Annotated in this window: 15 protein-coding genes; 7 read left to right on the top strand and 8 right to left on the bottom strand. The window is 71.1% G+C overall.

Annotated features, from left to right (window positions below; translation table 11 throughout):
* Positions 1–57: 57 nt before the first annotated feature.
* On the bottom strand, positions 58–1,053 hold the full coding sequence (locus tag ABZ342_RS26455) for a DUF1702 family protein (protein ID WP_360478114.1): 996 nt from the start codon (positions 1,051–1,053) through the stop codon (positions 58–60).
* Positions 1,054–1,078: 25 nt separating this feature from the next.
* Positions 1,079–1,906, bottom strand: coding sequence for an AraC family transcriptional regulator (locus ABZ342_RS26450; protein ID WP_360478111.1), 828 nt, complete (start codon positions 1,904–1,906; stop codon positions 1,079–1,081).
* Positions 1,907–2,470: 564 nt separating this feature from the next.
* Here ABZ342_RS26450 and ABZ342_RS26445 point away from each other — a divergent pair.
* Complete coding sequence (locus ABZ342_RS26445; RefSeq protein WP_360478108.1) at positions 2,471–3,277, top strand: AfsR/SARP family transcriptional regulator; 807 nt, start codon at positions 2,471–2,473, stop codon at positions 3,275–3,277.
* Between the two features lie 78 nt (positions 3,278–3,355).
* Complete coding sequence (locus tag ABZ342_RS26440) at positions 3,356–4,054, top strand: helix-turn-helix domain-containing protein (RefSeq protein WP_360478105.1); 699 nt, start codon at positions 3,356–3,358, stop codon at positions 4,052–4,054.
* A gap of 226 nt (positions 4,055–4,280) precedes the next feature.
* Here the strand turns inward: ABZ342_RS26440 and ABZ342_RS26435 are convergent, their stop codons facing one another.
* Both ABZ342_RS26435 and ABZ342_RS26430 read right to left on the bottom strand, forming a co-directional pair.
* On the bottom strand, positions 4,281–5,522 hold the full coding sequence (locus ABZ342_RS26435; protein ID WP_360478102.1) for a DUF6596 domain-containing protein: 1,242 nt from the start codon (positions 5,520–5,522) through the stop codon (positions 4,281–4,283).
* A complete protein-coding gene (locus ABZ342_RS26430; protein ID WP_360478099.1) occupies positions 5,519–5,902 on the bottom strand; it encodes a YciI family protein in 384 nt (127 codons plus the stop codon). Before ABZ342_RS26430 ends, ABZ342_RS26435 begins: the two co-directional genes overlap by 4 nt.
* Positions 5,903–6,042: 140 nt before the next feature.
* On the opposite strand from ABZ342_RS26430, the gene ABZ342_RS26425 reads away from it, so the two are divergent.
* Entirely contained in the window at positions 6,043–6,705 is a 663-nt protein-coding gene (locus ABZ342_RS26425) for a maleylpyruvate isomerase family mycothiol-dependent enzyme (protein ID WP_360478096.1), read from the top strand.
* 4 nt (positions 6,706–6,709) lie between these two features.
* Here the strand turns inward: ABZ342_RS26425 and ABZ342_RS26420 are convergent, their stop codons facing one another.
* Positions 6,710–7,330, bottom strand: a complete 621-nt coding sequence (locus ABZ342_RS26420) for an L-threonylcarbamoyladenylate synthase (protein ID WP_360478093.1) — start codon at positions 7,328–7,330, stop codon at positions 6,710–6,712.
* 144 nt (positions 7,331–7,474) lie between these two features.
* Here ABZ342_RS26420 and ABZ342_RS26415 point away from each other — a divergent pair, with 144 nt between their 5' ends.
* Both ABZ342_RS26415 and ABZ342_RS26410 read left to right on the top strand, forming a co-directional pair.
* Positions 7,475–7,987 carry a DUF899 family protein gene (locus tag ABZ342_RS26415; RefSeq protein ID WP_360478090.1) on the top strand — a complete coding sequence of 171 codons (513 nt, stop codon included), beginning with the start codon at positions 7,475–7,477 and terminating at the stop codon, positions 7,985–7,987.
* Between the two features lie 171 nt (positions 7,988–8,158).
* Positions 8,159–10,525: a histidine kinase gene (locus tag ABZ342_RS26410; protein ID WP_360478087.1), complete on the top strand. Its 2,367-nt coding sequence runs from the start codon at positions 8,159–8,161 to the stop codon at positions 10,523–10,525.
* 42 nt (positions 10,526–10,567) lie between these two features.
* On the opposite strand, the gene ABZ342_RS26405 is transcribed toward ABZ342_RS26410, so the two are convergent.
* Together ABZ342_RS26405 and ABZ342_RS26400 are read right to left on the bottom strand one after the other, a co-directional pair.
* Positions 10,568–11,173, bottom strand: a complete 606-nt coding sequence (locus tag ABZ342_RS26405) for a response regulator transcription factor (protein WP_360478084.1) — start codon at positions 11,171–11,173, stop codon at positions 10,568–10,570.
* Positions 11,174–11,476: 303 nt separating this feature from the next.
* Positions 11,477–11,668, bottom strand: a complete 192-nt coding sequence (locus ABZ342_RS26400; RefSeq protein WP_360478081.1) for a hypothetical protein — start codon at positions 11,666–11,668, stop codon at positions 11,477–11,479.
* Between the two features lie 418 nt (positions 11,669–12,086).
* Between ABZ342_RS26400 and ABZ342_RS26395 the strand changes: the two genes are divergently transcribed.
* Together ABZ342_RS26395 and ABZ342_RS26390 are read left to right on the top strand one after the other, a co-directional pair.
* A complete protein-coding gene (locus ABZ342_RS26395) occupies positions 12,087–12,833 on the top strand; it encodes an AraC family transcriptional regulator (RefSeq protein ID WP_360478077.1) in 747 nt (248 codons plus the stop codon).
* 252 nt (positions 12,834–13,085) lie between these two features.
* Entirely contained in the window at positions 13,086–13,691 is a 606-nt protein-coding gene (locus ABZ342_RS26390) for a response regulator transcription factor (protein ID WP_360478074.1), read from the top strand.
* Between the two features lie 64 nt (positions 13,692–13,755).
* Here the strand turns inward: ABZ342_RS26390 and ABZ342_RS26385 are convergent, their stop codons facing one another.
* Positions 13,756–14,922: a histidine kinase gene (locus ABZ342_RS26385; protein WP_360478071.1), complete on the bottom strand. Its 1,167-nt coding sequence runs from the start codon at positions 14,920–14,922 to the stop codon at positions 13,756–13,758.
* Between the last annotated feature and the right edge of the window lie 11 nt (positions 14,923–14,933).

Below are 14,933 nucleotides of genomic sequence, written 5' to 3'. Positions count from 1 at the left end.
AGATTCCGCACCGGCAGCTCTACTCCACGTTTGCCGCCGGCCCGCGGACGCAGGCGTTCAGCTCGCCAGCCGGCGGGCGTCGGGCCGGAATTCCGCCCGGATCCGGCCGCGCCAGACTTCGTACAGCGGCAGCGATCCGTCGTCGCCGCCGGCGGCTTCGGTCCGGTCGGAGATGTCCCGCAGCGCTTGCACGGAACAGCCGGTGAGCACCTCCGCGGCGAGGTGGGTGTGCGTGGGCACGTAGGCGGCGTAGGTCCGCGCCTTGACGGCGAAGACCACACCCAGTGCGAGCTCGTCGTGGTACTCGCCCGCCGCGCGGCGCAGGTCCGCCAGCCCGCGCTGGTCGGACCCGCCGGCGAAGGTCGAGGCGAGCCCGATCCCGCTCCACAGGTCCGCCCGGCGGTGTTCGGCGAACCGCCCCACCGCGGCGGCGGCCGCGGCCGGGTTCCCGCCGTGGATGAACCACAGGGCCCGGCCGACCCCCTGGTCGAAGGCGCGGGCGAAGTACTCCGGCCGCCCGGCCCACGGGTAGGGCTCCGGCTCGGCCTGCTCGTCCACCCACTTGCCGGTGTCGAAGTAGGCCCGGTCGAACCCGTAGCCGTCGACGGCGAGCCAGCTCATCGTCGGGTGGTAGGCCACCCCGGTCAGCTCCGGCAGGACGTTCTTCCACAGCGGCCGCGGCAGCCGGGCCATCGCGAAGCCGATCCCGATGTAGGTCAGGAAGATGTACGGGCGCGCCGGCCCCTCCAGCAGGGCGCGCGTGCGGTCGCGGCCGCCGCCGGGCATCGCGTCGAGGATGGTGTACCCCATCGTCGCACCCTCGTAGGCGAACCCGCGCTGCTCCGGTTCGATCAGCGCGAGCCGCCGCTCCACCTCCCACAGCGACGCACCTTCGATGGCCCACTCGAACCCGCAGATGACCGCTTGCGGCACCGCCTCCAGCCGGGCCGTCGCGTCGGTGTGGGTGACCGGGAAGCCGCGTTCGGCGAAGCCGACCGAGGCGAGGGAAGGTGCGAGAAAGCGCTTGCGCAGAACTCCGATTACGGTGGACATCTGTTTGGTCCCTTGGTCGGCGGGCTCAGGCGACGGCGCGCAGGTGCGGCCGGGCCGCAGCGAGCATGCGCTGGGTAAAGGGAGACTGCTTCGAGGCGAGAGTGATCGCGATCGGCGCGTCGATCGGTGCCGGTGGCCGCAACTCGATCCTCGCGGCGGACCGGCCGTGCGCAGCCACCCGCACGGTCGAGTAGGCGATCGAGAACCGCGGCCCGCGGGCACCCGGCTGGTGCTGCGCGACCGCGATCGCGGTCCACTGACCGGCCGGCGCGCCGTGGATGACCAGCTCGCCCGAGTTCATGTTCGCCATGCCGGTGAAGGCCACCGGGCCGCACTGGGGCACCGGGTCGGCGAACAGCCCGACCAGCGTGTCGGCGGGCGCCGCGCCGGCGGGCAGGTCAAGCTGGACCGCCAGCTCGCCGGTCCCCGCCTGCAGCGACGCGCAGTTGCGGCCGGCCGCGCGCAGGGTCTGCAGCGGCGGCAGCCGCTGCAGCGTCGGGGAGATCGCCACGAGCAGCTCGGCGACCTGCGGTTCCCGGTACTGCGTCGGCGTCATGCCGACCGCGCGCGAGAACCGGCTGGTGAAGGTGCCGACGCTGCTGTAGCCGACGCTGCACACGATGTCGGAGACGTTCAGCGACGTGGTCAGCAACAGGCGCTTGGCCTCGAAGAGGCGCACCGCGGTGATGAACCGGCCGGGTGTCACGCCGGTGGCGTCGGCGAACATCCGGGAGAAGTGGAACCTGCTGACGAACACTTCGGAGGCCAGTTCGGCGAGGGTGATCGGTTCGAAGTACCGATCCCGGATCGTCGAGATAGCCTGCAGTACGGCGGGCCGGGCCGATCTGTCCACTCGCTCGAGGGCCGGCTCGCGAGCCTGAGCCCGGAACTCGCTGTCGTCTCCGACAGCCGCAATTGAACGCAACATCATAAGTCCAACCTCGAACTTCCTTATGGCGGTTCTCCTGCTGCCAGGGAAGACTCCGGTTCTCGGAGATCGATTGACGCGCGATGGAGAAGTCCCGCAGTCCGGTTCACCCGTCCGCGGGACACCCGGTAGTGGCAGGGTGGTTCACCCGGCCGGCTCGTGCGGAACGCCCGGGTACGGCGTGCCGGACGCCTGCGGCCAAGATCGTCGGCGGTCCCGCGGGACGCGCGTCTGGTCCGATCCGGGGACGCCCCTGCCGGGCGCGCGACGGGCTCCACCAGATGGCGGCGGGTGCGATCCGCACCCGCGGAACCTGCGAAACGCACGCCGGGACGGGACCGATGCACGCCGTGTCCGGTGGGCGGCTCACTGGCCGCCGGGACGCCCCTCTGTCACATTCGGATAGGAGCCCGGAGTTCGGCCGTCCACCGACCCGCGCGGCATGACCTGGGGAGCGCGAGGACGCTTTGACGATGCTGGAGGCCAGCCATGAACTCCGAACCGCAGCGAACCGACGAGCCGGCCGACGGCGACGTCCGCTTCAGCGTGCTGGGTCCACTGGAAGTGCTGCGCGACGGCGTCGATTACGCGCCGAGCGCACCGAAAGTACTTTCCCTGCTCGCCGTGCTCGTCATGCGCCCGGGCAAGATGGTCCACATCGACACGCTGATCCGGGAGCTGTGGTCGGACAACCCACCCCGCACGGTGCGGACCACACTGCACACCTACGTTTACCACCTCCGCCGTTGCATCGTCGAGCACGGGCTCGCGGACGACGCCGAGAAGCTGCTGGTGACCAAGCAGTCCGGCTACACGTTCAACATCGATCCGTCCCAGGTGGACATCCACCGGTTCGTGCAGCTGCAGCAGACCGGGTACGAGCGCCAGGGCACCGGCGACTACGCCGGTGCCGCCGAAGCCTGCCGCACCGCGCTCGACCTCTGGACCGGGCCGCCGCTGGCGAACCTCCACTGTGGACCGGTGCTGTCCGCGTACCGGACCGAGCTGCTCGAACTGCGCCGCAGCGTCCTGCACCTGCGGATCGAAGCGGAGATCGTCAGCGGGCGGCACCGGGAGCTGATCGGCGAGCTGCGCTCGCTGGCCACCGGCAGTCCCCTCGACGAAACCCTGCACGGGCAGCTGATGCGCGCGCTCGGCCGCAGCGGCCGGCGGTCCGACGCGATGGCCGTCTACCGCATGCTCCGCACGCGGCTGGCCGGTGAGCTCGGCGTCGAACCGTGTGACGACCTGCAGTTGCTGCACCGAGACCTGATCTCCGAGGGCGACCACCGCTGAGCCGCCCGCTGCTTTCCCGGCGTTCCGCCGGGCCACCGCACCGCACCGCACCGCCCGAAGAAGAAGTGAGGAAGTTCGATGCCCACTCCGCACACCCGCTCCTACGGCCAGTTCTGCGGCGTCGCCCGCGCGCTCGAGATCATCGGCGAGCGCTGGTCGCTGCTGATCATCCGGGACCTGGTGCTCGGCGCGAAGCGCTACGACGAACTGCAGGCCGGCCTGCCGAAGATCCCGCCGTCCATCCTGTCCGCCCGGCTCAACGAGCTGGAAGCCACGGGTGTGCTCCGCCGCCGCGTCCGCGCCGAGTTCGACGCGGGCCTGGTGTACGAGCTGACCCAGTACGGCAGCGAACTCGACCACATCCTGCTGGACCTCGGCCTCTGGGGCGCCCGCTCGCTGAGCAAGCCGGCGGCCGACGACGTGGTCACCCTGGACGCGGCGATCCTGTCCCTCTACACGACCTTCCGCCCCGAGCGGGCCGAAGGCGTGCAGATCAACTTCGAGATCCGCTACGACGACCGCATGACGGTGCACGCCCTCGTCGAGGACGGCGCGCTCAAGGTGGGCGAAGGCCGCTTCCCCGGCGCCGAGCTGGTGATCCGGACCGGCCACAACGCCGCGCTGCTGGACCTGATGAGCGGCCAGCTGACCGCCGCCGAGGCGATCCGCTCGGGCAGGCTCGGCGTCGAGGGGGAAGCCGCGGACCTGGAGCTGTTCGCGCAGCTGTTCCACGTGCCGGCGGCGCCGGAGCCGGCGACGGGCATCGTGGTCCACTGACGCACGAGGCGGCCCGGCGCGCTCGGGATCAGCCAGTCCGACACCGCGAGCTGAACGTTGCCGCCCTGCACCCACCCCAAGCGGGTGGGTGCAGGATTCGCGAGTCCGGATCGGTCACCTCGCGCCGGAACTTGCCGTCCGTGCCACGACCGGCGCTGCTGACCGCTTACCACCGCCGGGGTCGGGTGACCAGCCGGCAGCCGCTCCGGAGTGCGGGTGGTGCCTTTCAGCGCACGCGCGGCCGCTGCGCGCCGACCCGCTCCGCGCGCTCCTCCAGATAGCGCCGTTCCGGGCCGCTCTCGGTCCGCTTCGCCGCCTTCAGGTAATACTCCTGGGCTTCCGCCGTTCGGCCCGCGCGCTCCAGCAGGTGCGCCCGGACCGCGTCCACCCGGCGGCCGACGTCCAGCTCGGCGTCGATGCCGTCCAGGACCGCCAGCCCGGCATCGGGGCCCGCCACCTGCGCGATCGCCACCGCCAGGTTCACCGTCACCACCGGCCCCGGCATGAGCTCGCCCAGCACGCCGTAGAGTTCGGCGATCTGCGGCCAGTCGGTCTCCTCGGTGCCGGGCGCCTCGTCGTGCAGCGCGGCGATCGCCGCCTGGACCTGGTACGGCCCCACCGGGCCGCGACCCAGCGCCGACCGCACCAGCGCGACCCCTTCGGCGATCATCGCCGCGTCCCAGCGGCCGCGGTCCTGTTCCGGGAGCGGCACCAGTTCGCCGGCCGGGCCGGTGCGCGCCGCTCGTCTCGCGTGGGTGAGGAGCAGCAGCGCGAGCAGGCCCGTCACCTCGCCCTCGCCCGGGATCAGCGCGTGCACCGCGCGGGCCAGCCGGATCGCCTCCGCGGCCAGCTCTTCGCGCAGCAGGTTCTCCCCCGACGTCGCCGTGTACCCCTCGTTGAAGATCAGGTACAGCACCTGGAGCACCACCCGCAGCCGAGCCGGGAAGTCTTCCGGCGACGGCTCGCTGAACGTCGACCCCGCCGCGGCGATGCTCTCCTTCGCGCGCGTGATGCGCCGGGTCATCGTCGCCTCGGGCACCAGGAAGGCGCGCGCGATCTCGGCCGTGGTGAGGCCGCCGACCGCGCGCAGCGTCAGCGCGACCTGCGAAGGCGGGGAGACCCCGGGATGGCAGCACAGGAACAGCAGCGACAGCGTGTCGTCGGAGTCCGGCGGCCGCTCCTCGCCGGGACCGGCGACGACCGCCTCCGGCTCGCGCACGGCGACCATCTCCTCACGCCGCCGTCGCGCGCTCTCGCTGCGCCACTGGTCGGTGAGCCGCCGGGTCGCGACCGTGATCAGCCAGCTGCGCGGGCTGTCCGGGACACCCTCGGCCGGCCACTGTTCGCTCGCCGCGAGCGACGCCTCCTGCACGGCGTCCTCGCACGCGTCGAACTGGCCGTACCGGCGGACCAGCACCCCCAGCACCTGCGGCACGAGCGGCCGCAGCACCTCGGCGACCCCGGTCACGCCATGGGTACTTCGGATTCGGCGTCGGCGAAGAAGACCACCTCGCGGACCTCGATGCCGAGGCCTTCGACAGCGGCGTCCGGGATCATCGCCGCGAGCTCGACGGCGCGCTCCTTGCTCGCGCACTCGACGAGGTAGTAGCCGGCCAGGAACTCCTTGGTCTCCAGGAACGGGCCGTCGGTGACGGCCGGCAGGCCGCCGCGCACGCGGACGACGCTGGTGTCGCCGACCGCGCCGAGTGCCTGGGTGCTGATCATCTCGCCGGACTCCCGGATCGCGCGGATGAACTCCTGGTGCCCGGTCATGATGCCGTTCATGTCCTCCTCGGACAGGTTCGCCATCACGTCGGGGTTCAGGTACATCGCCAGCAGGTACTTCACGTCCGGGCTCCCTTCAGCCACCCTCGGCACGTCCGTGGCGAACATAGCCGACCACGCCGCAAGCGCGGAGTGGAGCCGCGACGCGGCCGCCTGCCAGCCTGGATGCGGGCAGTCCGGGCTGCCCGGACCAGGAGGCTCCGATGGCCGACGTGTTCACGGATCTGACGACCGAAACCGAGGCGCTGGCCGAGCTGGCCGAGCGGCACGGGTACGGCCCCGGCCCGGATCTCACCGGGTACTTCGCCCGGCTGACCTCGACCGCGCGGCTGGTCCGGCTCAGCGTCGAGAACCCGGCCGCGTTCGGGGTCACCCCGCAGATCTCCTACGACTCGCTCGACGAGGCCGTCCTGGGCTGGCTGATCGAGCAGCGGAAGGCCACCGCGCTGCTCGCCGGGGCCCCGGCGGAACCGGAGCTGCCGTGGAGCGACGGCCCGCTGCGCCCGTCGGTGCTCGCCGCGGCCGTGCTGACCGAGCTGTTCGCCTGCGGCCAGGACATCGCCGACGCGGTCAGGATCCGCCTGCGGCGCGACGACGCCATCGGGCACGTCGCCTACTACGGCGTCCGGACGCGCGACCGCGTCTACCACCGGCACCAGGAGATCGCACCCGGGCCGTTCCGGTTCGAGCTGCACGCCCCGTCGGGCGAGCTCTGGCACTTCGGGCCGGCGGACGCCCGCGATCGCGTCACCGGGCCGGCCGAGGACTTCTGCCTGCTGGTGACGGGCCGCCGCTTCGCCGAAGACCTCTCGCTGGTGTTCGCCGGCGGGCACACCGCCGAATGGCTGGAACTGCTGGAACGCTGAGCGCCTACTCGAACGGCGCGGGATCGCCCGCGCCGACACGCAGGATCTCCGCTTCCCCGGAGGAGAAGTCGACGACTGTCGTCGGCTCGACACCGCAGTCTCCGGAGTCGAGCACCGCTTCCAGCTGGTTGTCCAGCTCTTCCTTGATTTCCCAGCCCTGCGTCATCGGCTCGCCCTCGCCGGGCAGCAGCAGCGTGCTCGACAGCAGCGGCTCGCCGAGTTCGGCCAGCAGCGCCTGGGTGACGCGGTGGTCGGGGATGCGCACGCCGACGGTCTTCTTCTTCTCGTGCATCAGCCGCCGCGGCACCTCCTTGGTGGCCGGCAGGATGAACGTGTAGCTGCCGGGCGTCGCCGCCTTGATCGCGCGGAACACCGCGTTGTCGATGATCACGAACTGGCCCAGCTGGGCGAAGTCCTGGCACACCAGCGTGAAGTGGTGGCGGTGGTCCAGCTTGCGGATGGACCGGATGCGGTCGAGCCCGTCGCGGTTGCCCGGCCGGCACCCGAGTGCGAAGCACGAGTCGGTCGGGTAGGCGATCAGCCCGTCGCCCCGCAGGATCTCGACGACCTGGCGGAGCGCCCGCTTCTGGGGATTGTCCGGGTGCAGGTCGAAATAGCGTGCCATGGGCAGAGCCTAGGGTCGGCGGCGCGACCCGGCACGGCGGCCCCGCGCGTCTCCCAGCTTGCGGTACCCGGGCCGGATGCTGGGCCCGCCCCCCGGATGCGGCCCACAATCCGCAGGGGAACCACAGCCAGGGAGGCCCGTCTGATGGAGCTGACCGTGCCGGAACTCGGACACCCCCGTGTCGTCGCCGGGTGCACGTACTCGTTCGAAGGCCCGCGAGGGCGGGTTTCGCTGAGCGACCTCTTCGACGGCAAGCCGCGGCTGGCGGTGCACCACGCCATGCCCGACCACAGCGGCCCCGACGACGTCGCGCCGGTCGCCGACGTCGCCGCCGCGTTGCACGACCCGGACCTGCGCCTGGTGCTCGTCTCCCGTGCGCCGTACGCCAAACTCGAGCGGTATCGCAGGCACTTCGGCCGCGGCCTGCCGACGTATTCGGCCGGCGGCAGCGCGTTCGCCGAAGACTTCCCGGCGTCCCGGCGGCTGCCCGGCACGGCGGGCGAGGATGCCTGGGAGCTCACCGAGACGGGACTCAGCTTCTTCCGGCAACAGCCCGGCTTCGTGGTGCACACCGGATCGGTCGCGTTGACCCGGCTGGACTTCCTGCTCCTGCTCGGCGTCCCCGACCGCCTCCGAACGGACACCGGCCACTGCTGATTCCGCGTTCTTCGCCGTCCCCGGCGCCGGTTCTGCCCGGTCATGCGCCGGTGTGGCCTCTTTTCGGCCCACGGCGCCGTACCCGTTGTGAGTTAGGATCGCCACGCACGCACGTCGGCCGGGCCACCTGGGGCGCCCGGTTACCGTCGAGACGCCAGGGGGTCGACACTGATGTCTCCGGTCGCCACGCTAGAGCCTGCCGCGGAGCTGTCCGCCACCGCGGAACCCCGCGGTACCACCGGGATCGACCGACGCCCGCGGCTGGCTTCCCGGCTGGCCGGCGCCGTCATCACCGTGGTCATCGCGGGTTTCTGCGTGACCGGCGCGTACAGCGCGATCCTGGCGACGCCGGTCGGCCTGGTCACCGGCGCCTACGGCATCGCGGCGGCGACCGCCATCCTGGCGATCCAGCTGCTCCACTTCAGCCGGGCCACCACCCGGCTGCACTCGACGACGAGCCGGGTGCTGCTGGTCGTCCTGGCGCTGCTGGCCTACGTCCCCGTCCTGACCTTCGGTGCGCCGTGGCTGGCGATGCCGACCTTCGTCGCCGCCAGTGGGCTGCTGACGCTGCGCCCCTTGCTGGCCTGGCCGTTGTTCGCGCTCGTCACCGTCACCGCCACCTGGCTCTACAGCCTGTACGACACCTTTCTGACCACCGTCTACACGGCCCTCGCGACGGTCTTGTACGGCCTGGTCTTCTATCTCCTCGCCCGTCTGGTCCGGATGGTCAGCGAACTGCACCGGGCCCGCACCGAGCTCGCCCGGCACGCGGTCGCCGAGCAACGGCTGGCCTTCGCCCGGGATCTGCACGACCTGCTCGGCATCAGCCTGTCCGAGATCGCGCTCAAGGGCGAGCTCGCGTCCCGGCTCCTGCGGAGGTCGGACGAAGGCACCAAGGCCGAACTCGCCGAGATCACCGCGACGGCGCAGCGCACGCTCACCGACGTCCGTGCGGTGTCTCACGGGTACCGCGAGCTTTCCCTGGCCCGGGAGTCGCGAACCGCCGAGTCCCTGCTCGCGGCCTCGGACATCGCCGTCAAGGTCCACCTGGACCAGTCCGACCTGCCGGTCCAGGCCCGGACGCTGCTGGCCAAGGTGCTGCGCGAAGGCGTCACGAACGTCCTCCGGTACAGCGACGTCGAACACTGCGAGATCGACGTCCGCCAGCACGATGGCACGGTGTCCCTCGACATCGTCAACGACGGCGTGACGGCCGGCGACCTGCTACCGGAATCCGGGAAGCTGCTGACCCGGCTGCCCGACGAGGTGGAGGCACTCGGTGGCCGGGTGAACATCGGCACTGCCGCGGACGGCCGGTTCCGGCTGCACGTCGAATTGCCGGTGGTCACCACACCGGAGACCGCGGTCGACGACGTCGGCCGCCAGTCACAGGCCGAGTCCAAGTGGGCCGCCAGGCTGCTGCCCGCGGTGTTCGGCCTGATGGGCCTCGTCGCGGTCGTCCACGCGATGCTGATCACCACGGTGGCCTGGGAAATCGCCCTGAACGCCGGGGCGGTCGTGGGTCTGCTGGTCCTGCAGTTCTCCTACTTCGACCGGCCCACCACCCGGCTGCGCTCGGCGCAGAGCTACGGCATGCTGTTCGTCCAGGCGTGCCTGATCTACCTGCCGCTGCTGGCGTTGCAAGACCACTGGGTCTCCATGCCCGCCCTCCTGATCGGCAGCGCGCTGCTGGTCATGCCACCGGCGGCGGGCTGGCCGTTCTTCGCGTTGAACGTCGCCTTCTACGCCTGGATGCAGCACGTGGGTGAGCTCGGCCTCGAGAGCGCGATCTTCTACACCACCGGCACGGTGATAGCCAGCCTGATCGTGTTCAGCCTGCTCTGGCTGGTCCGGCTGGTCGCGGAGCTGGACAGCGCCCGGCGGCGGCTGGCCGAGATGGCGGTCGCCGAGGAGCGCCTGCGCTTCGCCCGCGACCTGCACGACCTGCTCGGGATGAGCCTGTCGGCGATCGCCCTCAAGAGCGAGCTGACCGCCCGGATGCTGCCGGTCGACCGGAACCGCGCGGCGGAAGAGCTGCGTGAAGTGCTGGGGCTGACGCACCAGGCGCTGTCGGACGTCCGCTCCGTGGCCAGCGGCTACCGCGAACTGTCGCTGGACAGCGAGTACCGGACGGCCCGGTCCGTGCTGACGGCGGCCGACGTCCGCGTACGGATGGAAATGCTCGACGACGAGCTGCCGTCGCCGGTGCGGACGGTTTTGGCCGTCGTGCTGCGCGAGGGGGTCACGAACGTGCTCAGGCACAGCAACGTCGAAAGCTGCGAGATCGCTCTGCGCCGCACGGACGGGGGCGTCAGCCTCGACATCGTGAACGACGGCGTGGAGCGTGAGGGCCCGGGGGCACCGGTGGCGGAGCCGCCCGGCCGGCAACCGGCAGTCCACCGTGCGGTACCCCGCGACACTTCGCCCGGCACCGGCATCGGGAACCTCTCGCACCGGGTCGCCGACCTCGGCGGCGAGCTCACCGCGGGGGTGGAGCCGGACGGCCGGTTCCGGCTGCGCGCGGCCGTACCGGTCTGACGGCGAAGTCCGGACCGACACCGTGGTCCGGACCTTTCGCCGTCACAGCCAGCCGGCCTCCTCCGCGATGCGGATGGCGTCCACCCGGTTGCGTGCGTTGAGCTTCGCGACGACGGTCGTGAGGTAGTTCCGGACCGTTCCCGCGGACAAGTAGAGCTGCGCGGCGACCTCCACCGTCCCGTACCCCTGTGCCGTGGTGCGCAGCACGTCGAGTTCCCGGCAGGTCAGCGGGCAGTCGGCCGAGTCCCAGGCGGCCAGCGCCAGGTCTCCGTCGACCATCCGGCGGCCGGCGTGCACGCCCCGCACGGCGTTCGCGAGCTTGTCGGGTGGGGCGTCCTTGAGGAGGAACCCGCCGACCCGGGCGTCCAGGGCGCGCCGCAGCGTCCCCGGGCGACCCAGGCTGGTGAGAATCACGGTCCGGCACTCCGGCAGCTGTTCGTGCAGCTCACCGGCCGCGGTCAGGCCGTCCTTGCCGGGCAGGTCGATGTCGATGATGGCCACCTGGGCCTGCTCGGCGCGAGCGACCGGCAGGATCTCGAGGCCGGAGGCGACCTCCCCGACGACCTCGATGTCGGGTTCCAGCCGGAGCAGTGCCACCAGTGCGCCGCGCACAATGTGCATGTCCTCGGCAACGAGCACTCTGATCACAGGTGCCTCCGTGCTCACGATTCCCCAGAAGACGATTCTTACATTCTGTGCGACGAATCGCTTGCACCATCCGGGCAGCATTCGGCGCTGTCACGTCGAATGCGCAGACCAGAAAGTGGGAGCGGCAGTTAAAAACCATCAACCGGCGACCGTGTGACTACCTGCCGTGATCGGTCGCTCCGTCTGCCGACGGCAGCCGGCCGATCACCGCGACCGCCCGTTCGCCGCGGTCACCGAGCCGGTCACGACCGGACCGACCGCATCGGCGGTGACCAGTCACCGAGGTCAATGACCTGGTGAGCGTCAGGCCGCGTCGAGCCAGGCCTCGTCGATGCGCGTGATGGTGGTGGCACACGGACGAGCCGGGCGGCCGGCCGGATTGCTCCAGTGCTCGAACCGGTCGATGACGAGAACCCCGGCAGACTCGGCACCTGTGCACGAGACACCCAGTTCGGAAAAAAGAGCGCGTACGTTCGCGGAAACCTGCTCGAACATTGGTACTCCCCAGTGGCGAAGATGAAAGCTGCATGTGCCACAAATCGTCGCCCGGAGACCCGTTTACAACCAGTGCCCGCATCACCGCGAAGCTGTGGTTTACAAATGGTCCGTACGGTTTGAAGACCGGCTCCGAACGGGCTAGTAAGCCGGCGAAACGCGGAAAATCACGGGTTTTTCGTCACCGCGAGCGATCACTTGACTGCGGTACGCTGCCACAGAAGATCACCATGTGCATTCATCACATGCCCGAATACCCCGTTCGACACCCGGCGAATCCCGCATGTGCAAAACGCATGTCGACCATCGGTGAAATCCATCCACACCGGTGCGCAGAGCACTTAAGAAGTAGACGCCCGCGGACCTACAGTCTTAGCCGGAATCAATTCTGCACCGTCGACCGGAGGGGACGGCCACCATGGATGAGATCGTCCGGCAAGCCGTGGCACGCGCCATCGTGACCATGCGAGACAACCTGGGCGAGCGGCTCACGATCGACGACCTCGCCCGTGCGGCCATGTTCAGCAAGTTCCACTTCACCCGGGTGTTCCTGCGGGTCACCGGGCTGTCACCGGGGCGGTTCCTGTCGGCCCTGCGGCTGGCGGAGGCCAAGCGACTGCTGGCCACGACCGTGATCTCGGTGGCCGACATCAGCCACCAGGTCGGCTACAACAGCGTCGGCACGTTCAGCGCGCGGTTCAGCGGCAGTGTCGGCGTCTCGCCTTCCGGGTACCGCCACCTGCACGGCGCGGCGCCGCGGATCGCCGACCGGCAGGCACCGGGTTCCGGCGCCACCGTGCGGGGGCAGCTGCGGGTCTCCTGCCCCGCCGACGTCGGCCCGGTGTTCGTCGGGCTCTTCGCCGCCCGGATCGCCGAGGGTGCGCCGGCCCGGTACGCGATCCTGCCCGCACCGGGGCCGTACGCGCTGGCCGACGTCCCGCAGGGCTCCTGGTACGTGCTGACGCACGCCTACGGGACCACCCCGCTCGACAACCACGGGCTGCGGCCGTTCACCGGGCTCACCGGGCCGGTGACCGTCCAGCACGGCGTCACGGCGAGCCTGGCCGACGTCCGGCTGCGCCCGCGGCACGGCTTCGACCCGCCCGTCCTGCTGGCCCTGCCGGACCTGCGCCAGGCCGCCGTCGCCCGCCCGCTGGCGAGCTGAACGCGCAATTGGGGCCTGCCGAATCCGCCGTCCGTTAATCCGCGGGCGGCGGACTCGCCGGTTCGGGTGACGGCAGCCATTCGGCGTACCGACCGGCATTGCCGGGCGGCATTGCCCGTCCGGCAGAACTCGGGTGGTGACCGGGGAAATTCGGTATTCCGGCGGTCGTGATGATGCGGAAACACCGGCACCGGCACGTCATGGCGTACAATTGCCGTTCGGGGTCGCCGAACTGGGGTGCGAGGTACGGTCGTGATCAAGGTATTGCTGGCGGAGGACATGCACATGGTCCGCGGCGCCTTGGTTGCCCTCCTGAACCTCGAATCCGACATCGAAGTGGTGGCCGAGGTGTCTTCGGGCGACCAAATCCTCCCGGCCGCGAAGGCGGCCCAGCCCGATGTCGCGATCATCGACATCGACCTGCCGGGCAAGGACGGGCTGTCCGCGGCGATCGAGATCCACGAAAGCCTGCCCGCCTGCCACACGCTGATCCTCACGAGCCTCGGCCGCCCGGGCACGGTGCGCCGGGCGCTGGACGCGAAGGTGAACGGCTTCCTGCTGAAGGACTCGCCGTCGGACAAGCTCGCGAACGCCGTGCGGTCGGTCGCCATCGGCCGCCGGGTCATCGACAGCGAGCTGGCCCTGGCCGCCTGGGAGACCGACGACTGCCCCCTCACCCCGCGCGAGGTCGAGATCCTGGGCCTGGCCGCGAAGGGGCGCACGGTCTCCGACATCGCCTCCGAGCTGTTCCTCTCGGCCGGCACGGTCCGCAACTACCTGGCCTCCGTCGTGACGAAGCTGAACGCCCGCAACCGGGTCCACGCCATCCGCATCGCCACCGAGGCCGAGTGGCTCTGATCCGCGGCCCCGCCCGGAACATCCGCCACCGCCGCTGAGAAAGCGCTTCCGGATCACCGGGTGGCTACGACGCGCGGTGTCCCAGCGGGATCGCCACCAGCAGCCGGTGAGTACCGTCAGGCCCCGCTTCGGTCGTCAGCGTGCCGTTCAGGCCGTCGACGCGGTCACGCAGGTTGCGCAGTCCCGAGCCGGAGTCCACGCCGCCGTCGGGCGCGCCGGCCGCCCCGTCGTTGACGATCTCCAGCCACGCCGTCCCGTCCTCGGCGCTCACCGAAAACGCGCACCAGCTCGCGGTGCTGTGGCGGACCACGTTCGTGACGCCTTCGCGCAGCGCCGTCCCCAGCGTGGTGGCAACCCGCGGGGGCAGGTCGTCGACACCGGAGCGGGCCACGGTCACGCGGGTCCCGGCCGCGCTCAGCACGTCGGCCGCGGCCCGGCACTCCTCCTCGAGCGACAGCTGGCGGTACCCTGCGGCGATCGTGCGGACATCGGCCAGCGCGCGCCGCGACATCACGAGCAGCTCAGCCAGCTCTTCCCTCGCCTGCGCGGGCCGGTCGGCCAGCAGCCGGTCGACGAGTTCACCCTTGAGGGTGATCGCCGAAAGGCTGAGTCCCAGCAGATCGTGAAGGTCGCGGGAGAACCGCTTGCGTTCTTCGGTGACGGACTGCCGCTTCAGCTCCCGCACTTCGTCGTCCCGTTCGTCCACCAGCCTCGCGGCCGTGCCGAGCCCGAACAGGGTGAGCGCGGCGACCCCGGCGGTCACCGCGGCCGCCACGCCCGTCTCCACCGCGGGACCGGGCCAAGCCGTCACGACCCCGGCGACGACGCACGCCGGCAGCGCGCCGGCCACCGCCTTCGCCGGCGGGTACACCAGCAGCAGCCCGCCGGCGAAGAACCCGATCGCCGTGCTCCACGAGCCGCCGAACGGCAGCATCGGCCCGAAACCCAGCGCGGCTTGGACGACGAGCACCAGCGCGGGACGGACAACGCTGCCGTAGGCGAACCAGATCAGGTGCCCGCCCGACAGGGCCACCGCGCAGGCCAGCGCGGCCAGCCGCGCGAGCCAGGACCCGCCGGCGGCCAGCACGGGCAGGAACGCCAGCAGCGCCACCCCGACCGCGCCCGCCGCCTGGGCGCCGAGTACGAGGGCGCGGATACCGGGCCGCTCCCGCTTGAACGGAGAGGCCTGCCCGTCGTCCCGTCCCCGGAACCCTGCACCGCGAATACGCACCGGCCGAACCA

The organism is Amycolatopsis sp. NPDC005961, assembly GCF_040629235.1.
GTDB classification, from domain to species: Bacteria; Actinomycetota; Actinomycetes; order Mycobacteriales; family Pseudonocardiaceae; genus Amycolatopsis; species Amycolatopsis camponoti.
Note: the sequence above shows the minus strand (reverse complement) of the source record. Positions and strands in the feature narration are given on the sequence as shown.